Source organism: Oceanobacillus aidingensis, from assembly GCF_042654105.1.
GTDB lineage: Bacteria > Bacillota > Bacilli > Bacillales > Amphibacillaceae > Oceanobacillus > Oceanobacillus oncorhynchi.
Window position 1 is genome coordinate 197,723 of the sequence record NZ_JBHSFT010000014.1, and the last position, 23,941, is coordinate 221,663.

At 39.7% G+C, this 23,941-nt stretch carries 24 protein-coding genes and 2 riboswitches; of the genes, 16 read left to right on the forward strand and 8 right to left on the reverse strand.

Annotated elements, in window-relative coordinates; all coding sequences use genetic code 11:
• Positions 1-133: 133 nt before the first annotated feature.
• Together ACFO3P_RS10490 and ACFO3P_RS10495 are read left to right on the forward strand one after the other, a co-directional pair.
• Complete coding sequence (locus ACFO3P_RS10490) at positions 134-808, forward strand: ABC transporter ATP-binding protein (protein ID WP_226894902.1); 675 nt, start codon at positions 134-136, stop codon at positions 806-808.
• Positions 805-3,399 (forward strand): ABC transporter permease, encoded by a 2,595-nt coding sequence (locus tag ACFO3P_RS10495; RefSeq protein WP_193063890.1) that lies wholly within the window; start codon positions 805-807, stop codon positions 3,397-3,399. Before ACFO3P_RS10490 ends, ACFO3P_RS10495 begins: the two co-directional genes overlap by 4 nt.
• 175 nt (positions 3,400-3,574) lie before the next feature.
• Here ACFO3P_RS10495 and fosM read toward each other — a convergent pair whose 3' ends face one another.
• Together fosM and ACFO3P_RS10505 are read right to left on the reverse strand one after the other, a co-directional pair.
• Complete coding sequence (gene fosM / locus ACFO3P_RS10500) at positions 3,575-3,997, reverse strand: FosM family fosfomycin resistance protein (RefSeq protein WP_042536117.1); 423 nt, start codon at positions 3,995-3,997, stop codon at positions 3,575-3,577.
• A gap of 34 nt (positions 3,998-4,031) precedes the next feature.
• Positions 4,032-4,253, reverse strand: coding sequence for a hypothetical protein (locus ACFO3P_RS10505; RefSeq protein ID WP_193063889.1), 222 nt, complete (start codon positions 4,251-4,253; stop codon positions 4,032-4,034).
• A 394-nt stretch (positions 4,254-4,647) separates the two neighbouring features.
• Here ACFO3P_RS10505 and ACFO3P_RS10510 point away from each other — a divergent pair, with 394 nt between their 5' ends.
• The 3 genes from ACFO3P_RS10510 to ACFO3P_RS10520 are packed head-to-tail and all read left to right on the forward strand — an operon-like array spanning position 4,648 to position 8,350.
• A complete protein-coding gene (locus tag ACFO3P_RS10510; protein WP_193063888.1) occupies positions 4,648-6,117 on the forward strand; it encodes an ABC transporter permease in 1,470 nt (489 codons plus the stop codon).
• A gap of 15 nt (positions 6,118-6,132) precedes the next feature.
• Entirely contained in the window at positions 6,133-6,804 is a 672-nt protein-coding gene (locus ACFO3P_RS10515; RefSeq protein WP_193063887.1) for an ABC transporter ATP-binding protein, read from the forward strand.
• The gene (locus ACFO3P_RS10520) at positions 6,797-8,350 is read left to right on the forward strand and encodes a PASTA domain-containing protein (RefSeq protein ID WP_042532978.1); all 1,554 of its coding nucleotides are present in this window, start codon (positions 6,797-6,799) and stop codon (positions 8,348-8,350) included. The genes ACFO3P_RS10515 and ACFO3P_RS10520 overlap by 8 nt, the downstream gene beginning before the upstream one ends.
• A 111-nt stretch (positions 8,351-8,461) precedes the next feature.
• On the opposite strand, the gene ACFO3P_RS10525 is transcribed toward ACFO3P_RS10520, so the two are convergent.
• A complete protein-coding gene (locus ACFO3P_RS10525; RefSeq protein WP_193063886.1) occupies positions 8,462-8,803 on the reverse strand; it encodes a DUF1093 domain-containing protein in 342 nt (113 codons plus the stop codon).
• 205 nt (positions 8,804-9,008) lie between these two features.
• Between ACFO3P_RS10525 and ACFO3P_RS10530 the strand changes: the two genes are divergently transcribed.
• From ACFO3P_RS10530 to ACFO3P_RS10540, 3 genes are all read left to right on the forward strand, one after another.
• Positions 9,009-9,707, forward strand: a complete 699-nt coding sequence (locus ACFO3P_RS10530; RefSeq protein WP_042532982.1) for a response regulator transcription factor — start codon at positions 9,009-9,011, stop codon at positions 9,705-9,707.
• 20 nt (positions 9,708-9,727) lie between these two features.
• Positions 9,728-10,165 carry a GNAT family N-acetyltransferase gene (locus ACFO3P_RS10535; protein WP_042532985.1) on the forward strand — a complete coding sequence of 146 codons (438 nt, stop codon included), beginning with the start codon at positions 9,728-9,730 and terminating at the stop codon, positions 10,163-10,165.
• 76 nt (positions 10,166-10,241) lie between these two features.
• Entirely contained in the window at positions 10,242-11,234 is a 993-nt protein-coding gene (locus ACFO3P_RS10540) for a sensor histidine kinase (protein WP_042532987.1), read from the forward strand.
• 76 nt (positions 11,235-11,310) lie between these two features.
• On the opposite strand, the gene ACFO3P_RS10545 is transcribed toward ACFO3P_RS10540, so the two are convergent.
• Positions 11,311-12,720, reverse strand: a complete 1,410-nt coding sequence (locus ACFO3P_RS10545; RefSeq protein ID WP_193063885.1) for a catalase — start codon at positions 12,718-12,720, stop codon at positions 11,311-11,313.
• 292 nt (positions 12,721-13,012) lie between these two features.
• On the opposite strand from ACFO3P_RS10545, the gene ACFO3P_RS10550 reads away from it, so the two are divergent.
• Together ACFO3P_RS10550 and ACFO3P_RS10555 are read left to right on the forward strand one after the other, a co-directional pair.
• Positions 13,013-13,777, forward strand: a complete 765-nt coding sequence (locus tag ACFO3P_RS10550; RefSeq protein ID WP_042532989.1) for an ABC transporter ATP-binding protein — start codon at positions 13,013-13,015, stop codon at positions 13,775-13,777.
• A complete protein-coding gene (locus ACFO3P_RS10555) occupies positions 13,752-15,647 on the forward strand; it encodes an ABC transporter permease (protein ID WP_042532991.1) in 1,896 nt (631 codons plus the stop codon). The genes ACFO3P_RS10550 and ACFO3P_RS10555 overlap by 26 nt, the downstream gene beginning before the upstream one ends.
• Positions 15,648-15,714: 67 nt before the next feature.
• Here ACFO3P_RS10555 and ACFO3P_RS10560 read toward each other — a convergent pair whose 3' ends face one another.
• Positions 15,715-16,371, reverse strand: coding sequence for an alpha/beta fold hydrolase (locus ACFO3P_RS10560; RefSeq protein WP_289584855.1), 657 nt, complete (start codon positions 16,369-16,371; stop codon positions 15,715-15,717).
• 123 nt (positions 16,372-16,494) lie between these two features.
• On the opposite strand from ACFO3P_RS10560, the gene ACFO3P_RS10565 reads away from it, so the two are divergent.
• The 3 genes from ACFO3P_RS10565 to ACFO3P_RS10575 all read left to right on the forward strand — a co-directional run bounded on the left by ACFO3P_RS10565 (position 16,495) and on the right by ACFO3P_RS10575 (position 19,711).
• Entirely contained in the window at positions 16,495-17,058 is a 564-nt protein-coding gene (locus tag ACFO3P_RS10565; protein WP_042532995.1) for an LOG family protein, read from the forward strand.
• 192 nt (positions 17,059-17,250) lie between these two features.
• Positions 17,251-17,351, forward strand: a riboswitch (purine riboswitch).
• Between the two features lie 166 nt (positions 17,352-17,517).
• On the forward strand, positions 17,518-18,822 hold the full coding sequence (locus tag ACFO3P_RS10570) for an NCS2 family permease (protein ID WP_042532997.1): 1,305 nt from the start codon (positions 17,518-17,520) through the stop codon (positions 18,820-18,822).
• Positions 18,823-18,997: 175 nt separating this feature from the next.
• A complete protein-coding gene (locus tag ACFO3P_RS10575) occupies positions 18,998-19,711 on the forward strand; it encodes a gamma-glutamyl-gamma-aminobutyrate hydrolase family protein (protein WP_042532998.1) in 714 nt (237 codons plus the stop codon).
• A gap of 64 nt (positions 19,712-19,775) precedes the next feature.
• Here ACFO3P_RS10575 and ACFO3P_RS10580 read toward each other — a convergent pair whose 3' ends face one another.
• Both ACFO3P_RS10580 and msrA read right to left on the reverse strand, forming a co-directional pair.
• A complete protein-coding gene (locus tag ACFO3P_RS10580) occupies positions 19,776-20,219 on the reverse strand; it encodes an SRPBCC family protein (protein WP_042533000.1) in 444 nt (147 codons plus the stop codon).
• A 24-nt stretch (positions 20,220-20,243) separates the two neighbouring features.
• A complete protein-coding gene (gene msrA, locus ACFO3P_RS10585; RefSeq protein WP_042533002.1) occupies positions 20,244-20,774 on the reverse strand; it encodes a peptide-methionine (S)-S-oxide reductase MsrA in 531 nt (176 codons plus the stop codon).
• A 157-nt stretch (positions 20,775-20,931) separates the two neighbouring features.
• Here msrA and ACFO3P_RS10590 point away from each other — a divergent pair, with 157 nt between their 5' ends.
• Both ACFO3P_RS10590 and ACFO3P_RS10595 read left to right on the forward strand, forming a co-directional pair.
• The gene (locus ACFO3P_RS10590) at positions 20,932-21,429 is read left to right on the forward strand and encodes an MOSC domain-containing protein (RefSeq protein WP_246528968.1); all 498 of its coding nucleotides are present in this window, start codon (positions 20,932-20,934) and stop codon (positions 21,427-21,429) included.
• 77 nt (positions 21,430-21,506) lie between these two features.
• The gene (locus ACFO3P_RS10595; RefSeq protein ID WP_256705989.1) at positions 21,507-21,755 is read left to right on the forward strand and encodes a hypothetical protein; all 249 of its coding nucleotides are present in this window, start codon (positions 21,507-21,509) and stop codon (positions 21,753-21,755) included.
• A 62-nt stretch (positions 21,756-21,817) separates the two neighbouring features.
• Here the strand turns inward: ACFO3P_RS10595 and ACFO3P_RS10600 are convergent, their stop codons facing one another.
• A complete protein-coding gene (locus tag ACFO3P_RS10600; RefSeq protein ID WP_289584854.1) occupies positions 21,818-22,348 on the reverse strand; it encodes a DUF4269 domain-containing protein in 531 nt (176 codons plus the stop codon).
• Between the two features lie 480 nt (positions 22,349-22,828).
• Here ACFO3P_RS10600 and ACFO3P_RS10605 point away from each other — a divergent pair, with 480 nt between their 5' ends.
• Entirely contained in the window at positions 22,829-23,449 is a 621-nt protein-coding gene (locus tag ACFO3P_RS10605; protein WP_042533008.1) for a DUF2179 domain-containing protein, read from the forward strand.
• A gap of 65 nt (positions 23,450-23,514) precedes the next feature.
• Positions 23,515-23,615, forward strand: a riboswitch (purine riboswitch).
• Positions 23,616-23,941: the final 326 nt, after the last annotated feature.

The following is a 23,941-nucleotide window of genomic DNA, read 5'->3' on the forward strand; positions in this document are numbered from 1 at the left end:
TGAAGTTTCACTTTATCAGCAGGTTATGTCATCATAAGTGACAATATTGTCACTGTTATTGTCACCATCCCGTCACCTTAGACAGGTAAAGTAGGGAACAAAGGAAAATAAGGAGGAAATTGTAGTGGAATTAATGCGGGTTGAAAATTTGTCTAAAGTGTACGGAAAAGGTGACACGGCAGTAAAAGCATTGGATAATGTATCATTTTCCGTGGAGCAGGGGGAGTTTGTAGCAATTATTGGACCGTCTGGTTCCGGGAAATCGACACTGCTTCATTTGCTGGGTGGTGTGGACCGGCCGACGGATGGCAAGGTATTTATAGAGAATACAGATATCTATGAATTAAATGAAACACAGTTAGCTGTTTTTCGCAGGAGACAGATTGGCTTAATTTATCAGTTTTACAATCTCCTGCCGATTTTAACTGTTGAGGAAAACATTACGTTGCCAATGCTGTTAGATTCTCATCAGGTGGAAAAAAAGCACTTTAAGGAATTGATAGAGATTCTTGGGCTTAAAGACCGATTAGATTATTTACCGAATCAGCTATCTGGGGGCCAGCAGCAGCGTGTATCCATTGGCAGAGCTCTAATCAGTAATCCGTCTATTATTCTTGCGGATGAGCCGACGGGGAATTTAGACAGTAAGAATAGTAAAGAAATCATTGATTTATTAAAACTATTTAATAAATCATATCACCAGACATTGGTCGTCATTACCCATGATGAACGAATTGCCCTTCAGGCTGATCGGATTATTTCCATTGAGGATGGTGTGATCGCCAAGGACGAGGTGATTCGCAAATGAATATTGTCAATAAAGTTACGTTAAGGCATTTAAAAGAAAATAAACGAAGAACGCTTATTACTATCATTGGTGTCATTATTTCTGTTGCGATGATTACAGGAGTAGCTTCCCTGGGAATTTCTTTTATAGATATGCAGCAGCGGGATGCGATTGCTAATGAAGGAAATTGGCATTACAGCATGGATCAGCTCAATTCAGAGCAGCTGGAAAAAATTCAAACCGATGCCAATACAGGTTCTGTCGGTGTGATGAAGGAATATGGGTATGCACCGTTGAATGACCAATTATTGAAAAGATACCTGTATGTCCGGGGCATGGATGAAACGGCTATGGAGCAGATGCAAGTGAATCTGACGAAAGGCCGGCTCCCGGCAAGTGAAAAGGAGGTAGTGATCTCTGAGGAATTAAAGAGACAGGATTTTGATTACCAAATTGGAGATACGATTGAGTTAGACATAGGAGAAAGACGTTATACAGGAACGGAAGGTATGGAAAATCGTGCGTTAGGCCAAAATGATTCCCTTTTGGTTATTGAAGGGCAATTAGATGAAGAATTACGTGAGCAAACCGAATACAGCTTTACCATTGTTGGTGAAATCGAAGAACCGATATGGGACGAGCCGTGGTCTCCAGGATATACCGTGTTAGCTTATACGGATGCACAAGCGTCATCTGTGGTGGACCGTGCTTTTGTAAAAGTGAATGATTTAGGGATAACCCTTTTCGATGATGTAGATTTGCTGGCGCAAGAATTGGATGTAGCGGATGATGCGTATAATTTTAACACGACTTTATTGAATACGTACCTTGTTTCCTTGAACAGCGGGACGGTTTCTACTTTATCCGGATTATTAACGGTTATTATGCTGATTATCGTAATTGGTTCAATGGCTTTAATTTATAATGCATTTGCTATCTCTGTATCAGAAAGATCACGGTATTTAGGGATGCTTGCGAGCGTTGGAGCAACGAAACGGCAAAAAAGAAATTCCGTATTATTTGAAGGGCTCTTAATCGGATTGATCAGTATTCCTATTGGAATTGGAGCGGGTTTTGCCGGCATTGGCATCACGCTGCATTATGTGAATCAGATTTTACAAAATGTAGGGCTTGAGACAGATTTCCGGCTGGTTGTTACTCTTCCTTTAATCGGGATAGCTGTCGGAGTTTCTATGATGACCATTTTAATTTCTGCATGGATACCTGCAGTCAGAGCATCTAAAGTAACGGCAATTGATGCTATCCGTCAGGCAAAGGATGTCAAATTAACGAAAAAGAAAGTGAAAACAAACCGTATCGTCCGTAAACTCTTTGGCTATGAAGCGGAAATTGCTTTGAAGAATTTAAAGAGACATAAGAAACGTTACCAGGTGACTGTTTTTTCACTCATGATCAGCGTTATTCTGTTCTTAACTGTAGGGTTCTATACCAATTCGCTGACAAAATCATATGAAGTACTGTCGGAGGAACTGGAATATGATATTTCCATTAGCGGCACGGGAGAAATAGATGATTCCAATCCTTTGTGGGAAATCTATCAAGACATACAAGATTTAGATAGTGTGGAGGAAAGTTTCATTTACAAAACAGCCCAGCTTCAGGCGTATTTTCCAGAGCAAATGGCTGGAGAGAACTATGAAAATAGGGATGGAACTCCTGAAACAGCAGAAGGTCTCCCGTATTACCTGGAATTAGTGGGCTTATCTGATGAGGATTGGGAACAATATCTAGCCGATAATGATATAACAGATAGGACAGAAAGTGATTTTCGCGGTGTTTTAGTAAACCATGTCACCTATAATGATGGCACGCAATACATCGAAACAGATATGTTAAAAGTGGATACGGGTGATATGCTGCCGCTTCAAGTGAACAGCTACAATGAAGAAAGAGACGATTGGAACTTCGAACAGGGAGAAGACATCGAGCTGCTTGGTCTGACGAATCAATATCCCGTTGGAAATTCCTATGCCGATTCGAACACTATTTATCTTATTGTACCGGAGCAAGTGCTTGAGAATACAATGGAATCATTTCCAAATGAAAGAACAAGTTTATCCGAGATATATGTCACCTCTGATGATCCGGACCAGGCGCAAGAGGATATAGAAGCGCTGGGGATTGCGGATGAGGTATCTATTTACAATCAGTATGAAGTCAGGCAGGATAATGAACAATTCGCACGGGTGCTGTCTATTTTTGTTTACGGTTTTATCATCCTGATTACATTGATTTCCGTTGCTAATATCTTTAATACCATTTCAACAAGTATTGCTCTGCGGAGAAGAGAGTTTGCAACGATGAAATCGATTGGCATGACGCCAAAAGCTTTTCGTAAAATGATTTATTTTGAGAGCCTGTTTTATGGAATAAAATCCTTGCTCTATGGGCTGCCAATCAGTTTCGTGGTAATGTATATTATTTACTGGCAGACACAATACGCCTTTGATTACAGCTTCAACATTCCATGGATGTATATTGGCATTGCGATTCTATCTGTATTCCTGATTGTTGGAGCAGCCATGCTATACTCGATGTCGAAATTGAAGAAGGATAGTATTTTGGAGACGTTAAGACAGGAAAATATTTAGAGCAACATAACAAGCTATCTCGGGTGGGAATATCTGAGATAGCTTGTTTTTTTGTTATTTAGAATGCTGGGCTTTAAAATTATCATAACGTGGCTGTTCGTGCTAATAGTGAAAAAGATCCATAGATGAACATGTTTCGAATAGGAGAAGCAGCGAAACAAACAACGCTATCCGTTTAAATATAAAACTCCATATGAGGCTTTTCCTGCTTATAATAATTCATTCTGTCCTGTAACGTGCCAGTATGAAATTCAAACTTATGACCATCAGGGTCTGTAAAATAGATCGATTTCTTATCTTTTTCATCCCTGGGACGGCCCGTTAACATATTTACGTCTAATTCCTCTAATTTGTTATATATGCTGTCAAAATCAGCTTCTTCAATGGAAAAAGCAATATGTGTATAGGATTGGCTTATTTCATTCCGGGGTATGTCCTTCTCCAAATTAAGAGCCAGCCACATGCCATTTAAATCAAAATAAGCTGTGCTTCTTCCCTTGACCAGTAATTTAGCATCAAACACATTCTGGTAAAAACGTATGGACTTTTCCAAATCAGAAACAGAAAATAAAAAATGATTTACTCCCTTTATAAACAACTTTATCACCTCAATATGATTAGTTTCATTTTTTCTAAGAACAACAATAAATAGCTGCATCAAAAGCATCTTCCGGAGTATAGATGATTTCATTTCTTATTTCGTAAGGTATATCATGGTTTTCTAACAATTCCGTAGCATTGCTGTTTGTCTTTTCTCCCCACTCGGTGTATTCGCCGGTATATTCTTTTTGACAAGCGGATAAGGCTGCCAAAAGAAAAAAATCACAAAGTATAAATACTAGAACCTTCTTCAAAATCTTTCTCTCCTTTAAATGATTTAATCAACTTCGTTTATATTCATTCTTTAACTCTACCAAAAAGTTTTCTTACGTTAAAGAGCCCACTCTATTAATGCAAAAGCACATGTTAATTTCCGATGTACGCGTATTTACGAAAAATCATTTCCGTTCCATCCTAAGGAAAAGAAAATTTTGTATATTTTAAAAAAATTATTGTTTTTCTTCTGTATTAAGAATATAATACATTTAAATATGTGTCTTAGTGTATTAATACAGTATGACAAAAATACATCATTAGAACGAGGTGAGGGGTTATATTCAAGTAGTAGCTTGGATAGTTACTTTATTATAATTGTAATATTTATACTTAAAAAGAATTTATTGTTAGAAGTTGTTGAGGGGGTTAGTTATGAATTTTATGAAACGGGCTTTTTTAGAGATTACTAGAAAAAAAGGAAAGTCTTTAATTTTACTTGCAGTTATTTTTATTTTAGGAAATTTGATTTCTGGAGCTATTGCGATTCAGCAGGCAACCGGCAATGTAGAGACCACCATTAAAGAGAGACTGGGTACTGCAGCAACGGTTGACATGGATTATAAAGCATGGGAGTCCATGTCTGAGGAAGAACTGGAAACCTTGGAGATGGAAGAGCTGGGCGTTGATCTGATTAAGCAGATTGGCGAGCTTCCTTATGTGAAATACTATGATTACAGCATGACCACCTGGATGGGGTCAGAGAGTATAGAACCTTATCAAGAAGAACTGGAAGAGGATGTTATGTATGGGGATGAAGATAATATCCCTTTTAGCCTGAAAGGGATCAATTACGCTCCAGTTATTGATTTTGAAGAAGGAAAAGGGGAGTTAGCAGACGGACGGGTGTTTACAGAGGAAGAGATTGAGAATGGCACGTCCGTGGCAATCATTTCTCAAAAACTGGCAGAGCAAAATAATTTAGAGGTAGGAGATACATTTACATTATTAAGTGCTGTGTATGATTACTCGGAAGAGACGGGTGAAGAGACCGTATTGGATTCCAGAGATATTGTTTTAGAAGTGATTGGATTATTCGATCCGCAATCTGGAAAGGAAGAGACAGAGAGTAAAGAGGAAGATAGCGATATGTTCCTGATGGAGGATATCGACTATCAGAATACCGTATATGTTCCTAATGCCATTATATCTGCCGAAGAACAGTATTACTGGGAGGTATATGCTGAAGACGATCCGGAAATTGCTGAAATGCTGGAAGAAGAGTCGATGGAATACTATACGCCAATCTATTACTTAAATAATCCAGAGGACATAGAGCCATTTGAAGAAGAGGTGGCGCCGTTATTGCCGGAGCTTTATACGGTAATTAGCGCAAGTGACCAATATGATGATATTTCAGGACCGATGGAATCCATGTCCACGCTGTCAAAATATGTTTTATTAGTGGCTGTGATTGCGACCGTACTCATTACTGGATTAGTCGTTTTACTATTTTTGCGGGACCGCAAGCGTGAATTAGGGATTTACTTATCCTTAGGTGAGAAGCGGGGTAAGGTTGTCGGACAGATTTTAATTGAAGTAATCGTCGTTGCCTTTGTTGGTATTACATTATCATTATTTACTGGAAATCTCTTAGCAGGGCAAGTATCAGATACGATGATGAAAGCAGATGATACGCAAGAAGAAAGCTATGAAGGTGTTATTTATTATGAAGGGATAGAAACCAATTTGACGGCAGAAGATGTGATAGATTCATATGAGGTCAGTCTTAATTCCAGCTATGTGCTCGGTTTTTATGGAATCGGTCTGTTAACGATTTTGATTTCAACGATTATCCCGCTGATTTATATTGTCCGGTTGAATCCAAAGAAAATACTGATGTGATGGTGAGGTGAGAAGATGATATTAGAAGCAAAGGATTTAAATTATTATTATCAGGACGGCGAACAGCGCCGTTATATTTTAAAGGATACATCTATCTCTTTTGAGAAGGGAAAGTTTTATACGATTTTAGGGCAGTCCGGCTCAGGAAAGACAACCTTGTTATCCTTGCTCAGTGCGTTGGATTCACCGCATAGCGGAGAAGTGTTATTTAACGAGGAGAATATTAAGAAAATTGGATATGAAAAATACCGTCGTAATAATGTGGGGATTATTTTTCAAAGCTATAATTTAATTCCGACTTTTACAGCTATTGAAAACGTACTGGTCCCGATGTCAATCACGGAAAATGAAATTCCGGATGATACCAAAACCGTAGCGTATAATTTGCTGGATTATATCGGGATTGTAAAAAATAAAGCAGACCGTCTGGTTAATCAGCTGTCCGGGGGAGAGCAGCAGCGTGTTGCCATTGCCCGTGCGCTGGCAACGAACGTGGAATTAATTCTTGCCGATGAACCTACTGGAAATCTTGATGAAGAGATGGAGCAGGAAATCATTGATATCTTTAAAAAATTGGCACATGAGCATGGAAAATGTGTCATTGTGGTAACTCACTCCAATGAAATTGCCGAACAGTCTGATCAGGCTTTCCAATTGAGGAAGGGTGTTCTGTCTTCCTATGAGTGATTTTTTATCCAAGTTTAATAAAGATAAATATGATGATCTGGTAAATGAAAAAGAAGACAAGGAAATAAAGAGCAGTGACAATAAGAAAGAACAGAAACAGGAAGAAAAAGTACCGCAGCAGAAGCACGAGGAACAGGCTTCTGCTGTGGAAAAGGAAGAGCCCGTATATAAAAAGCATGAGCCCGTCCCTGCTTCTTCCTCTCTTTCCTCCAGAAGCGGCCGCCGTCAAGATGCAGAAGAAGAAGTGGAAATTGACTTAGATTACCGGAGGAAGAAAAAACGCCGGATGTGGCTGCTTATTTCTGGAGCCGTTTTGGCTTGTATCCTGATTTTCTTCATTTATTATCTGCTTGTTCATGTGAAGGTAGAAAATTTTGAGGGTCAGCCTGTGGCAGATGTGCGGGCCTGGGCTGAGGAGAACGATGTGGAAATCGAATTAGAACAGGAATACAGCATGGAGCATGATGCGAACCATGTTATTTCACAAAGTGTTTCTGAAGGGGACAAGATTAAAAAAGGAAAAACGCTGCAATTAACCAGCAGTTTAGGTGCTGATCCAGAAGAAGTTATTCCGCTGGTTGATTTTTCAGAGATGTCCCAAGAAGAAGCACAAATCTGGATTGAAGAAAATAAAGCAGAAAACCTGCAGCTGGTCACAGAATATAGTGATGATATCGAAGCGGGGGGCTTTATTCAGTTTTCCATCAAGGATAGCAGTATTGATGAATCGGAATACAAACGGAAGGATAGTGCTGCTGTCTATTATTCAAGAGGGGAAGAAGTTTTCGAAAAGAATATTACTATCCCTGATTTTACCGGAGCTGCCAAAGAAGAAGTGGAAAAATGGGCAGAGACCAATGAAATTGAGATGACCTATGAAGAGGCTGATTCGGACAGCGTCGAAGAAGGAAATATTATCAGTCAAAGTGAACCGGCGGATGAGAAAATCGCGAAAAGAGACGAGATGGAAGTGGTTGTATCAGCCGGTAAAGCAGTGGTCGTTCCGAATTTTGGAGGGGTAACTGCGGAAGAAGCAGCGATGAATTATCCAGATTTAAATGTCACCGTAAAACATGCTTTTCATGCAGACGTTGCCTATGGAACGCTGATTTCACAATCTGTTGAAGCAGATACAAAGCTGACAAATAAAGATGACAAGGATGTTACCGTAACGTACTCTCAGGGCAGACCATATTTGCATGATTTCCGAGGACAGACAGAAGGGGATTTGCCAAGACTGTTTTATGAGGAATATCAATCAAAGGGTGCGGACATCAACTATATTGTAAAGTATGTTGATTCCCCGGAAGTAAAGGGAACCGTCGTGGATATGGGGGTATTTAATGAATTTGTGCCCATGACGTATACGGTGGAGGTCCGAATTAGCAATAATGCTTCTGCACCGCCAAATCCGCCGGCATTTGATGAAGGACCGGAAGATATTTATCCGGAGCCCGGAGCAGGCGGAGCTGATGGACTGGAAGAACTTGAACCAGAGCTTGGTGCAGATGAGTCTCCGGATTCATTGGAGGAAACGGAAGAGTAATAAACACAAATAAATATGATATCGAAACAGGAGTAATTTCCAATTGTCATGGAACTACTCCTGTTTTTTGAAAGTAAAATATTCCGATATAGCATTGGAAACTTCCAGTTCTTAATTTAACTGCAGCAGCGCTTCTTCTGAAACATCCTCTTCTCTTACCTCTGTCCAGCCTTTTCCATAGCTGCCCGATGCATCAATGCGCAGAAAAGCACCTGGCCGGAGCTCTCTATCGATTACTTTTGTGATTTGCTGTTCTTTGCCATCCGCGTTATACCCTGAAAAGACATACTTGTAATTGCCGGTCCACAGCTTTTCGTAATTATCATCAGCTGTTTCTGCATAATAGGTTTCTATCGGATGCTGTAACAACCAGTCTGTTAATGGAATGATGCCGGCTGTCGTCTTTTGGATGGCAACAGCGGCGAGGGTGAAGAGAATGAGTATTCCAATCAATACTTTGTACTGCTTTTTTCATATCATGACACTCCTTTTTTACGTGCTTTATTCTAATCTTTATTGTAAAGAAGGAGGCAGATTGAAAAAATCGCTTTCTCTTACAATTAGCTTACAGAATTGTAAGGTGAAAATGCTTTCTCTATTTTTGTGGTTCCATCCAATCTGTGCCATAATTAGTTAAAAACGGGGAGGGGGGATACGGATGCAAACCATTATGATTGTAGAAGATGACCCGAAGATTGCAAAGCATCTGCAGGATTATATTGAAAAATATGGTTATCGGGTGTCTTTTATCATGGATTTTGAACGGATCATGGAAGTATTTCAAGAGGAAAAGCCTGACTTAGTGCTTCTGGATATTAATTTACCAAGCTATGATGGTTTTTATTGGTGCAGGCAAATTCGCCAGCTGTCTACCTGTCCGGTCATTTTTATTTCTGCCCGCACAGGAGAGATGGACCAGGTAATGGCGCTGGAAAACGGAGGCGATGATTTTATTACAAAACCGTTCAGTGCGGAAATCGTGATGGCAAAAATACGCAGTCAGCTGCGCCGGGCATATGGAGCGTATGCTCAGGACGCAAAGGAGCGTTTCTTAGAGGTGGAAGGGTTAAAGCTTTCCCCGGAACGGCTGGAATTAACCTTCGCCGGAGAGGATACGTTTTTATCAAAAAAAGAAGCGGATATTATGGAAACCTTAATGAATCGTTATCCGCGTGTTGCCGGCAGGGAAGATTTGCTGGAGAAGCTTTGGGACGACCAGACCTATGTGGATGAAAACACATTGAACGTCAATATAACAAGAGTGCGGAAAAAGCTGCAGTCTGTCGGGATTGCAGATGGAGTGGAGACGGTTAGAGGAGTCGGCTACCGCTTAAAAAGCCTGTTGAAAGAAGAATAATGTAAATGGGGAGGATTCCTATGCAATTTAAATCCGTTGTGGAAGCAGATTTGATTTCATGCAGTAAATTATTTTTAACCGTTTTTAATGGGGAACCATGGAATGATAAATGGACGTTAGAAAAAGCCAAACAGTATCTGGCAGATTTTTACCGGACTCCTGGATTTTTTGGTGTGTCAGCGATAGAAAATGAAGAGATTATTGGATTTATTTTTGGGACACGCCGGGCTTGGTGGAATGGCGATGAGTTTTTTATCAATGAAATGTGTGTAGATACGGACAGACAAAATAAAGGAATAGGGAAGGAGCTCCTTACTCATTTGGAGAAAGTGATAGATTCAAATGAAATTACTGCTATTTCTCTTTTGACGGACCGGGGAATACCGGCAGAAGCATTTTATAAAAGAAATGGCTTTAAAGAAATAGAAAGGCTTGTTTTTCTCAGTCGTGAAGTTTGAAGCAGATGTTTACCATGCGTGTTCAAAAAGTCATTTTCATTGGGCATTTTGAACATCCTCTTAAAGGAGGTTGAAAATGAAGTTATTTTTAAAGGAACATGCTTTATTGATTTTACTTAATATCGTGCAGTTTACGGCTATCCTGCTTATTTACTGGCTGGATGGCTACCGGAATTTACTGCCGGCATTGTACGCGATTTTTATTGGATTCTTTTTTCTTGTCTGCTATCTTTTTTATCAGTATTTCAGCCGCCGGACATTTTATCACCGTTTAAGCCATCCGATGGAAACCTTAGATGAATCCTTGCAGAAAAGCAGTCCGCATCCTGTTTCCGAAGCAATGAACGATTTGTTGCGAAGTCAGTATAAACAGTATCAGCAGCAGATCAATACCATTGAAAAGGAAAGGGAGGAGCATCTTAAGCTGATGGATCAGTGGGTGCATCAAATGAAAACACCTATCTCTGTCATTGAGCTTACCGCACAGAATCTGGATGAGCCAGACTCCTCCAGTATTCGAGAGGAAACGGAGCGGATGAAATCGGGATTAAATACAATTCTTTATATGGCAAGGCTGCGGACAATTGAGCAGGATTTTCATATCAAGCCGATACATTTGAAATCATTGGTCCATGAGGTAAACGGTGAAAACAAACGATTCTACATACGCAATAAGGTTTATCCTAAAGTGGAAGAACGAACGGAAGGGTTGACAGTACAGTCAGATGAAAAGTGGCTTTACTTTATCCTGACCCAGCTTGTTTTAAATGCTGTAAAGTACTCCGCAGACAAAAGCAATTCCATTCTTATCTCTATTTATGAAAGGGAGAAAGAAGCTGTGTTGGAAGTGAAGGATTTTGGTGTCGGGATTCCGGAAGCGGATAAGAGACGTATTTTTGATGCTTTTTATACTGGTGAGAACGGCAGGAAATTTAGAGAATCTACCGGAATGGGATTGTATTTAATCAAAGAATCCGTGGAGTATCTCCATCATCGGATTGAATTTGAGTCAAGGGTGGGAGAGGGCACCACGTTCCGGATTCTTTTTTCGGAAACGCAAAAGCGATGAATATAAAGTAAAATAGTATATAAAAGAAATGACATCTGCCGCAATGATGCTGCTGTGGCAGATGTCATGCTATGTGTTAGGATCGTAATCCATCCTCTACGCGTTCGCCAAGCTGAGGAGAAGCAAGCGAAAAATACTCTATTGCCTTTGCCTGCAAGTCTCGCCGTACTCCTGTCAGTCCAGTAACCAGATTCGAGACAAGCTGCGTTTTTCCTGTTTGCGATAAAGATTGATAGTATTCCCCTGCCTGGGTAAAATCATCCTGCTTTACAATATCCGAGCGTATGAGCTCGCCTTCCACATACCTGCCTTCTCCGCTCGTCTGTAAATTGCTTGGCTTCCAATGCTTCTGATCATTTACCGGCACATCTCGGAACCGCGGTCCGATACGATAGCGCTGCGAATCCCAATATACATTCGCCCGCCCTTGTACGATTTTATCATCGGACAATTCTGCTCCGTCCAGCAAGTTTGACGGGGAGAACGCAAGCTTTTCCACCTGCTCCATATAATCGTCTGGATTGCGATTAAGCACCATCTTTCCGACAGGGTGAAAAGGAAACATCTTTGGATCCCATACTTTCGTATCATCAAGCGGATCGAACGGAAGCTGCCCCGCATCTTTAGGATTCATCATTTGTACATACAGTCCGTATTCTACTAAGCTCCCGTCTGCAATCGTGTTGTAGAGATCTTCTCCGGAATAATCCGGATTGGCCGCTGCAATTTTATCTGCCTCGCTGCTTGTAATGAATTGTACACCCTCAAATGGAATCCACTGGTATTTAATATAATGCCGTTTTCCTTCTGCGTTTCGCCACACGTACGTACTGACGCTGTTAGCGGGGATTCGCCGAAAACTTTTAGCTGTGCCCTGGTTAGAAAAGAGACGGACGATAAAATGGGTGGACTCCGGGTGCCTGGCGACAAATTCCCAAAGCGAATTCGGATCCATCAGGTTGTTCTTAGGTGATGGGGAAAGAGCTTTGATACTTTCTGGGAAACGCATCGGATCACGCAATAAAAAGACGGGGATATCATTACAAATAAGGTCAAAAATCCCGTCGTCTGTATAGAACTTCGTTGAAAATCCACGTATGTTTCGCGAGGTATCCGGGGTGCCTTTATTGCTCGCTCCAAGTGAAAAACGAACCGCGACAGGAACGGTTTGGCCAGCATGCTGAAGAAAAGGAAGCTTTGTGTATTTACTCATGCTGTTCAGTGTTTCGAAATACCCAAATGCACCATACCCTTTCACATGTAAAGGACGTTCGATAATCTTCTCGTGAATGAAGGTTTCCAGTGTTTCATGCAAAATGTTATCCTGTTCCAATATCGGACCATCTTTACCAACCGTTTGGGAGTGCATCGGGCCGGAAGTGTTGGATGAGTTATGTTGGCGTGTCGCGTGCTTGTTATCTGCTGCTTCTGTTTTTGGAACAGGATGACGTTTTCCTTGTTGCGGATTATGATTGTTATCGCTCATTAGTTCCTCCTTGTGAAAATATAATCTACCTTAATAATGTTATGAATATTGCTTGTTTCAATATGCATTATTAGTAAAAAAATAATCAGAAGATTGGGAAATCAAAAGGTAAAAAATAGATTTTGGTAATTGAAAAGACGAATTAAGATGATGCACGGAGGAAAATCTCTTTAAAACAATAGATACTTATCTTACAATGCTGTAAGGTAATTGAAAGAAATTTCGATAGTTTCTTCCTTAAGAGCAGCGATATACTATGGTTAAATGAAATGATAAGGAAGGAAGGATTTATATGTTGAAAGTAAGACAAGTCAGTAAAGTTTATGAAGGCAAAGTCTCCTACCGTGCTTTGTCAGATATTGATTTGACCGTAGAGGATAATGAATTTGTAGGAATTATGGGGCCGTCTGGAAGCGGTAAGACAACGTTGTTAAATATGATTGCTACGATTGACGAACCGACGACAGGGGAAATCTTAATTAACGGGAAGGACCCGCATCGTCTCAAAAAAGAAAAGCTTGCTCAATTCCGCAGACGGGAATTAGGGTTTGTCTTTCAGGATTTTAACCTGCTCCACACACTGACCGTGGAAGAGAATATGGTGCTGCCGTTAACTCTTGATGGCAAAAAGGTAAGTGAAATGAAGAAAAAGGCAAAGGAAATTGCTGCGAAGCTGGGGATAACGGAAATCATGAATAAACGAACCTATGAAATTTCCGGCGGGCAGGCGCAGAGGGCAGCTGTTGCCCGGGCAATGATTCATACGCCAAAGCTGCTCTTGGCAGATGAACCGACGGGAAACCTGGATTCCAAGTCCTCTAAAGATGTGATGGAATTGCTGGAATCCATTAATGAAAAGGAAAAGACAACAATGCTTTTGGTTACGCATGATCCGCAGGCTGCGAGTTATTGTAATCGTGTGGTATTTATCCGGGACGGAAAGTTTTATTCCGAAATTCACCGCGGCGATAACCGGCAGGCGTTTTTCCAAAAGATTATCGACACACTCTCATTAATGGGAGGGGATTCCAATGACTTTTCGTCAGTTCGCGTTTAATAATGTCGTCCGGAATAAACGGCTTTATGCTGCGTATTTTCTAACCAGCCTTTTTACCGTGATGGTTTTCTTTACCTTTTCTATTTTTGCTTCTCATCCGCAGCTGACAGGAAATAATATGGATTCCTATGTCAGCTTTGGAATGAATGTTGCCGCAGGGATTATCTATGTATTTTCTTTTTTCTTTGTGCTTTACTCGATGAGTTCTTTCCTGCAATCAAGGAAAAGAGAATTCGGCTTATTGATGATTCAAGGAATGAGCATGAAACAAATCCGCTCGATGGTTTTCCTGGAAAATATGTTTATCGGTTTGCTGGCTACGATTGGCGGTATTGGATTAGGACTGGTTTTTTCTAAAGGTATCTTATTGATTGCTGAAAATGTACTCATTATTGATAATGAACTGCCATTTTATTTTCCAACACAGCCTATTTTGATTACCTTTGGCTGCTTTATGGTGCTATTTTTCCTGATTTCTTTATTTGTATCATATATTTTACGAAGCCGGAAATTGATTGATTTAATCAAGGGCGATAAAAAGTCAAAAGGGGAGCCGAAAGCAAACTTATTTTTAACCATTCTGGCAGTGCTTTTGCTCGGAACAGGATATGTGGTTGCTGTAACAGTCGATGGATTAAAGGTGATTGCCGCACTGGTTCCAGTTGTTATTGTCGTGATTATTGGCACCTATCTTCTGTTCACCCAATTAAGTGTATTTATCATCCGGCGGTTAAAAAAGAAAGAGAATGTATTCTGGTATAAAACAAATATGATTCTTTTATCCGATCTATCGTTTAGGATGAAGGACAATGCAAGATCATTTTTCTTAGTAGCGATTATTTCAACCGTCGCTTTTAGTGCGATTGGATCGCTGTATGGGTTTCAATCGTATATCACTGCAGGAATCAAGCAGATGAACCAAACTACGATTTCTTATCAGGACTATGATACAGGAAATGAGGAAGCGAATGTTTCGTATATTGATGAAACGCTGCGGGAAGCAAATGTTGACGTGGATAAAGAGCAGGTAACGCTCCATTATTATGAGCTGCCTGATGAATCGCAGGTTATGGTTACAAAGGAGTCAGATTATAACCGAATTGCGGAATTAAGTGATAATGAAACGGTTCAGATAGAAGACGGTGCTCCGGCTTTGATGGGACCTGAAGTTATTTTTCTTAATATCGGCGGGGATAATTCGAATAAAGAGGAAGCGGAAATATTAAAGGATGCGGAGCTGGAGCTGGGAAACACTGTTTTAGAGCCAGTACAGCTGGTAGAATCTAGTATACTGCCTGCTACCCAAAAATATTATGTTGTTTCCGATCATGATTTCGAGAGCCTGCCTGAGCCTGCTATGGAGGAAAACTACTATGCTTGGCAGGAGACAGAGGATAAAGAAATTCCTTTAGGCGTAGCAGAAAAATTAGATGATGCGTTATCTACAGAGGGAATCCGGATTGGTGAGTATGAAGAATATGTTATCAATAAAATGTATGGACCCATCCTGTTCGTCGGCTTATTTATCGGAATCGTCTTTTTCGTATCGGCTGGAAGCTTTCTCTATTTCCGACTCTACTCTGATTTAGATGAAGATAAAAAGAAATTCCAGGCAATCACGAAAATGGGATTAACCGAGAAGGAATTGAAAAAAGTATTGAACAGACAAACCGCGCTTCTTTTCTTTGCGCCGATTGCTGTTGCGCTGGTTCATGGAGCTGTCGCATTAACGGCGCTTTCCAATATGTTCTTCTACAGTCTGGTAAAGGAATCGGCAATGGTACTCGGAATGTTTTTAGCTATTCAAATCGTGTATTTCTTTATTGTTCGTTTCTACTATATCCGGCAGGTGAAGCAGGCCTTGCGATAATGACATGTTTCAAAATAAAAGACTGCATACAACAGGAAGCTTGGGCGCTTCTGCTGTATGCAGTTTTTTACACACTTTCATGTTTAGACGGATATGATACGGAGGTATTCCAGAAATCATTTATTATTTCTGCAAGCTCTTTCGGATTATCTGTGTTAGCTTCATGTCCGGCTTTCCTGATTATTTTTAAGCTTGCACCATTTATCAGGCTGCTTAGCTGTTCCGCAGCTTTTTTATTGGGCTTATCTTTTTCCCCGCACAGAATAAGCGTTGGACATGATATATCTGCTAATTCCCTGCTGAAATCTAATTGCTTCATGGATGTAGTTAATTGAATCACATCCTTTTTAGGCAGCCCCATTTTTTGAAAAACCGGGCTGGGGAGCATCCGAAAAACGACATTTTGAAGTGAGAGAAGAAAGCGGGGCATTTTATACTGTGCATTTATTAAAATAAGAGATTGGACCTTCTTCGGGCGATCGATTGCATAATTTAAAGAAAGGATGGCCCCTAAGGAAAGACCGCACAGGTGAACCGGGCCCTTAAGACGTTCACAATAATCGTAAAAACGCTGGTATAGATGATGATAATCGACTTTCCCTTCTTCAAGAGATAGAAATAGGTCAGGAGAAGCTATTTGGTGAGAGCCTGTTTCTATATAATCAATAATTCTTTGCCAGCTGGCAGCATTTTGACCAAGACCATGGACGAATATACAGTTCATGTTTTTATCACCCTTCTAATGATTTTGATTATTAGTATACAGCATATTGAATCAAGTCAGGGTTACATTGTAAAATAAGTTATGTTTACTAGAAAAAAGAGATGGATTAGAAGGGGGATTTATATGCATATTGCTGTGTATTGCGGGGCAAGTCTTGGTACAGATCCAGCCTATCAGAAAGCGGCTAAGCGGGTTGGAAAGTGGATTGCTGAAAAGAAGCACACGTTGGTTTACGGCGGCGGAAAAGCTGGTTTAATGGGTGTCGTTGCGGATGAGGTATTGGCGAACAAAGGAGAAGCGATTGGAGTTATTCCTGACTTCTTAGTGGAAAGAGAGCTAAGTCATCCAAAGTTAACGACATTAGAAATTGTTGATTCAATGACTGTACGAAAGAATAAAATGATATCATTGGGTGATTGCTACATAGCCCTTCCAGGCGGGCCGGGAACGCTGGAAGAAATAGCTGAAGTGATATCCTGGTCAAGAGTGGGGCAGAATAATAACCCGTGCATTCTCTTTAACCAGAATGGGTATTATGACAGTTTAGCAAGGGTTTACGATGAAATGGTGGAAAACGGCTTTTTATCCATGCAGGACAGAGAACGCATTTTATTCTCTGATTCTCTGGAAGAAATTGAAGCGTTTATTTCCAGTTACGTACCGCCTGAAATACGACAATATACGTAAAATGTATCGTGCGATTAATTAGACGTGTTAGAAAAAACATAGAAAAGCTGTCATTACAGCATTTCTATGTTTTTAATGTATAAAATAGCGGCTTTATGTTACGTGGGAAAGTCTATCGACGAATGTTAAGATGAAAAAGAATGTTTTTGTTCGTGTTTTATTGACAAATAGGAGGTGCATTAGTAATATAATGATGTGAACTTAATAGAAATGCGTATAATTTCGGGGATATGGCCCAGAGTTTCTACCAGACTGCCGTAAATGGTCTGACTACGCAGCGGAAATAATTTTATTTTAGATTATTATCTGCTGTTCCTATGGAAACTCTTAATTTGATTAAGAGTTTTTTTAATAAGCACTGTTTACAAAACATGATCGTGCTGAATACATAGCATTTTTGGAACTTTTCTATCTAAGGGATGAATATAAATTCCGATAAAAAATGGAGGAAAAAAGTTCATGAGTAAATTTTTTGAGTTTGAAAAACTGGGTACGAATTTTCGAACAGAGTTTATCGCGGGTTTAACGACCTTTTTAGCAATGGCTTATATTTTATTTGTTAATCCGAGTATTTTAGGAGAAGCGGGAATGGACCATGAAGCAGTGTTTGCTGCAACAGCAATCGCGGCTGCATTTGGTTCCATTGTTATGGGAGTTCTCGCTAAATATCCAGTAGCACTTGCGCCTGGGATGGGACTGAACGCATTTTTTACGTATACCGTCGTAATTGGCTTTGGTGTCCCTTGGGAAACAGCACTTGCAGGTGTGTTAGCTTCAGGAATTATATTTATTGGTTTAACCTTAACCGGAATTCGTGAAATTATTATTAATGCTATCCCGCCAAGTTTAAAACAGGCGGTAGGAGCTGGGATTGGCTTGTTTATTGCATTTATCGGCTTAAAGAATGCAGAAATTGTTCAGGCTGATCCGTCAACCATTATTGCACTCGGTGATTTATCCTCGCCGACGGTATTATTAGCTATCTTTGGGATTGCTGTTTCAGTTATTTTAATTACGGTTGGTGTTAAAGCAGGTATTTTTTACGGGATGATTATCAGCTCGATTGTTGGGATGATTTTTGGATTGATTCCCGTGCCTTCTGGTCTCAGCGGAATCGTCAGCAGTGCGCCAAGCCTAGCGCCGACATTTGGACAGGCATTCATTCATTTTGATCAGATTTTTACCATGCAAATGCTGATTGTTATTTTAACGTTTTTGTTTGTTAATTTCTTTGATACGGCAGGGACGCTTGTTGCCGTTGCAACAAAAGCAGGATTGATGAAGGACAATAAGCTGCCAAGAGCAGGGAAAGCACTTTTTGCAGATGCGTCTGCAAGTGTTGTTGGGGCTGCTGTCGGTACATCTACAACTACTTCTTTTGTAGAGTCTACATCCGGCGTAAGCGTAGGCGGACGTTCCGGTTTTACAGCGGTTGTCACAGGCTTGTTCTTCCTGTTAGCTTTATTTTTCTCTCCATTATTAAGTGTGGTAACGAATGAAGTGACTGCTCCGGCATTAATTATTGTCGGTGTGTTAATGGCAAGCAGCTTGAAGGATATCCCTTGGGATAAATTTGAGATTGCTGTACCGGCTTTCTTTACTGTACTGATGATGCCGGTGACGGCCAGCATCGCATCGGGGATTGCGATTGGATTCATATTCTATCCGATCACCATGCTTGTTAAAGGACGGGCGAAAGAAATTCATCCGATTATGTATGTCTTGTTTGTTATTTTTGCATTGTATTTTATCTTTTTGACGTAAAAATAAAACTGAAATATATAGGGAGAGTGCGTTATGATAGCACTCTCCCTTTGTTGTATACTGGAAATTAATCCATTGAGAAAAATAGTATTCAATAGATTCACAGAATACACTTCGCATGTATAGAATACACCAAATGCAAATCATATAAAATATACAAGGAGGTAATGTACAAATGAAACCAATCATTGGGTTAACCGCATCGATGGAAATAGACGGCATGGAATATAAAATGAACCTGCGAAATGTAAGAGCTATCGAAAAAGCCGGCGGTATCCCTGTTATTCTGCCGTATTACAGCGATTATCAGGAGATTGCAGCATTGCTTGATAAATTAGACGGACTCTATCTTCCTGGGGGCTATGATATTGATCCTTCTTTATTTCAAGAGGAGCCGAATCCTGCACTGGGTACGATCATTCCTGAAAGAGACCGCGTGGAAAGGAAGATTATCCCTTATTTTTTAGAGAAGGATAAGCCGGTATTGGGCGTTTGCAGAGGATGCCAAATTTTAAATGTTGTTACTGGCGGAAGCATGTATCAGGATTTAGATTCGCAATATCCAAAACAGTTGATACAGCATACTCAAAAAGCAGATTTTCATCACCGGTCGCATGCTGTCAAGATAACTCCAGCTTCTTTATTGGAAAAGCTGGTGCAGGCATCGGAAATCAAGGTGAACAGCTATCATCATCAGGCAAACCGCTCTCTGGGGAAGGATTTTATGATTTCGGCTGTGGCAGGAGATGGTGTGATGGAAGCCTTTGAAAGTAAAATACATCGCTTTGTTTTAGGGGTGCAGTGGCATCCAGAAGGCATGATTCATCTTGAGAATGACCCGTCTCTGTCAATTTATAAGGGGTTTATTGAAGCGTGTAAAGAAAGGTAGGTTGATGGATTACATGCAAAAAGAGACCATCTAACCTATTCGTTATCAAGTCTCTTCATCCATGCTATTTCGATTCATTTTCGGCTAAAGCTTTTATCACGTTAGAGGATTCTTTTGCAAAATCAACGGAAGCGTCATAATAATCCTTCCCTTGATCTAAAAGAGAGAAGTCACCAATTTCGATAACTAATTTTGTGTGGTTGCCCGCAGGTTCTAATAAATAACGGTAAGCAACCTCTCCTGGTTCGGGCTTGAATTTCCAGCCAGTTCCGTGTAAATCGATGATAAGCTCTCTTTCTTTTTCTGCTTTTATAATCGTAGTAATAGACTGTTCTCCATTTGGCAGGTCCCAGACTACTTTGCTGCCTTCCGTCATTGGTTCAGAAGGATAGTCCTCTGGCAGCTCATCCCATTGTGCTACATATTTTGGAAGTGTTAATACTTCCCAAACCTTCTCTAAGGATGCATGAATGGTTATTTCTTCGGTGACAATAAGTTGTTTTTCCACTGAAATTCCTCCAAATAAGTTTGTTCAGGATGATGCTTGCCAATTTTTAGCGATAAATTCATCCCTGCCTGATTTAGCGCGGTCTTCTTCATATTCTTTTTTACTTTTTTTATAAAAATCCTGATGGTAATCTTCTGCAGGATAAAAGGGTGCTGCTGCTTTGATTTCTGTTACAATCGGCTTGGCAAACCTGCCGCTCTCAGCAAGCTGCTGCTTTGATTTTTCAGCCAATTCTTTTTGGACTTCATTATGATAAAAGATAGCTGTTCGATATTGCTCGCCTCTATCCTGAAATTGCCCGTCCGGATCAGTCGGGTCGATTTGCGGCCAGTATAGATCGAGGATTGTTTGATAATCGATGAAGGAATCATCATACGTAATCTCTACCGCTTCATAATGTCCCGTATTTCCCTGCTTGACTTGCTCATAAGAAGGGTTATCGATATGTCCCCCTGTGTAACCGGATATCACTTGGTGTACGCCGTCCCATTGGTCGAAGGGCTTCACCATACACCAGAAGCAGCCTCCGCCAAACGTTGCTTTTTGTATTGTCATGTTAACTTCCTCCTTGAGGCTTTTCAAAAGTCACGATAATTTGTAGAATGGAATTAATATAACATAATTTAAGTATTTTTAGAAATAAGGTGACATCATGGAAGAACCATTTGTACATAGGATTCTTACTAGTAAACAGAAAGAGATAATAAATATTATGTATTTATCTAAATTAGGATTTGCCAAAGAGAATCCGGAAAAAAAGAAAGCTATCTTTGATAAAAGTATTTTTGCTTTTCCAGTGAAGCATTATAATGAACCGGGTATAAAGAAATTATTTACAGAACGTGCAGGCGAGAAGAAAGAAAATTTCTCTGTGCTGGAAATGGATGAGCATACGGTTTTTATTGGCGATATTTATCAGTTAGGGGAAGCAACGATTCAAGTATCTCAGCCTGGCATCGTATCGCAGAAGGAAATGGAAAACGGCTTAAAAACAGGATGGTATTTTCGCGTGCTGGAAGCAGGTAAAATCCAGCCGAAGAAAGATTTACAACTGATAGAACGTCCCAATCCCCAGTGGTCAATTGCAGCTTGTAATGAGGTCATGTATTTAGACCGTGAAAATTTATGGAGTGCGGATAAACTATTTCATTGTACAGATTTAGGAATTATTTGGAGGAAGACATTGCGAAAGAGATTGAGAGGATTCTAGGAAGATAGATTTCTAATGAAAATTTGAATCTTTAAGCCTTGTTAAATCGTAAGGCAGATAAAGGGAGGAAAATATTCATGAAAAAATATCTGGTTTTTGCAGGGGTTTTCTGTGTTTCTTTTTTAGTACTTCAAGTTGCTGCAGGGATGATATGGACGCTGCTTTATACTCCTGATATCAGTGCGGCCTGGCAGCAGGCAGGTGCTTTATCTTCGGAGACGGCACTTATAAAAGCAAGTGCTGCTTCCCCATTCATTATTGCTGTAACATCATTGGCAGTTACTTTTGGTCTTACAAGATTAGTGCGTAAAAGAATAGCTATGTAATGAAAAAAAGGAGGGAAATCTCCTTTTTTTCATGCTTATTGAGAAGGGGAAATCAAAATACTTCAGATTATCTGTCTTTTACGCCCGTAATCTATTAAGGCTTCATAAGGATCTCCAGTTAACCCAAGCATAGCGCAAAATGCCTGCTCCGTTTTAAGCCCTTCTTCTTTTAACGCAAAAATCGTACTTTTCCACAATGGATGTTCATCCAGCAGGTATTTTTCAATAATCATATGCAGATAAGCATACTGCTCTGCGACAGGCTGGGGTTGACCAAATAGTTCAAATTCAAATTCCTGATAAGTGAAATTTGCTTTTACGATGGGTTTTCCCCGGATTGTTTTATTCTTTAACCGGAACCCTGAGTAAGAGCCATAATAATTATGTATAATCTTTGCAAAGTCCTGCAGGTGGTGCACTTCCATAATCATATCTAAATCAGAGCTTGCTGTGTCGATTCCCAGCGGTATAGTTCCGCATAATATTGGAGAGTATGATTTTAAATCTTTCATTATATTTAATTGATGAATCACGTTATACGCTCTTTTCTGTTTTTCGTTTCCGAATTCCAGATACGCTATATTTTTTAACAAAATAACACACTTCCCTTGTATGGAGATTGTGGGATAAGCTACTTCCAAATATACAAAAAGAAACTTTTGAAAGAAAGGATGAACTTGGTCTACGTATTTATAAAATATCATAATATGAGTAAGAACTTTTATCACGGAGAAGCGCTCATAAAATTCCCGTTGATCAAAGTTTTATTTTATCAAAAATCTGTAGCGTAATGATTTATAATTATGGTAAATTAAAGTAACCCTGTTTCACTTAAAATCAATGTGTTTTATTTTAGGAAATAAAGGGAAATATTCACAAGGTCTGTAATTTATTTGAATGTATTTTCTTCTGTTTGTAAGGATATTCTACCACAGTGTAACTGGCTGTAATTCACAAAGAGATGACGACCAGAAAGCTGTGATCGTAATCTTTGTTCCTTATTTAGGGAGGGATATACTCAACCTTCACTGAATAAATTTTCACTTAATATGAGGTAAAGAGGGGGAATCAATATGTTAGAGAATGCGCTTATTATGGTGGCCATTATATTTATAGTGAATGTGCTATACGTATCAATTATGACGGTTCGTATGATTTTAACACTAAAGGGAAGAACCTATATTGCCGCATTTGTGAGTATATTTGAAATGGTTATGTATGTTGTTGGGCTGATGCTCGTATTAGATAATCTCAACCAATTTCAAAATGTGATTGCTTATGCAGTAGGTTTCGCAACAGGGTTAATCATTGGTTCCAAAATTGAAGAAAAGCTTGCCCTCGGCTACATTACCGTAAATGTCGTCTCTGCTAATCCAGATTTAAATTTCACACAGCGTCTTCGTGAAAAGGGATATGGCGTAACAAGCTGGTCCTCCTATGGAATGGATGGAGACAGACTTTCCGTTCAAATTTTAACACCGAGAAAGTATGAATTGAGATTATATGAAACCATTCACGAAATTGATCCGAAAGCATTTATTATTTCTTATGAACCAAAACGAATTCACGGCGGATTCTGGGTAAAGCAGGTTCGTAAAGGAAAATTAATGCGTAAAGAGAATAATAATAAAAATAAAGAACAGACACAAAATGAAAGCCAGTCAAAAGAACAATCTTCAAAAACCGAACATTAATTTCATGTAAAGCTAAAATTGTTCGACATTATCTTGCATTTTTCATTTTTTTTTGGTATGCTAAAGCCAACAATTGAAAAATGCCTCATATATACTTGAGAATATGGCTCAAAAGTTTCTACCCGGCACCGTAAATGACCGGACTATGAGGGAGGATGAGCCGTTGTTTAAAAAACAGCGGATGTTGAATGATGCTTATAATAAGGGTGTTCAAAAGTCCAGTTAACTACGCTTTGAACAACTTTTAACCTAAGTCTATTCATCTTCCCTTATGGAAGGTGAATGGACTTTTTTAATGGTTTATATTTTATTGATGCAGTAAGGTTTTTAAGAGCATATTTTAGTTTGTTTTTCAGAAGTTTTAGGGAGTTTGAGATGTAAAAGCATAGCTAGCAGAAGAAATTCACGGAGACTCCTGCGGGAAAGCGTAGTGTATTTCTGCAGCGGGAAATTATAACTCAATATTTCATTATTTCAACCAAAATCCGAACA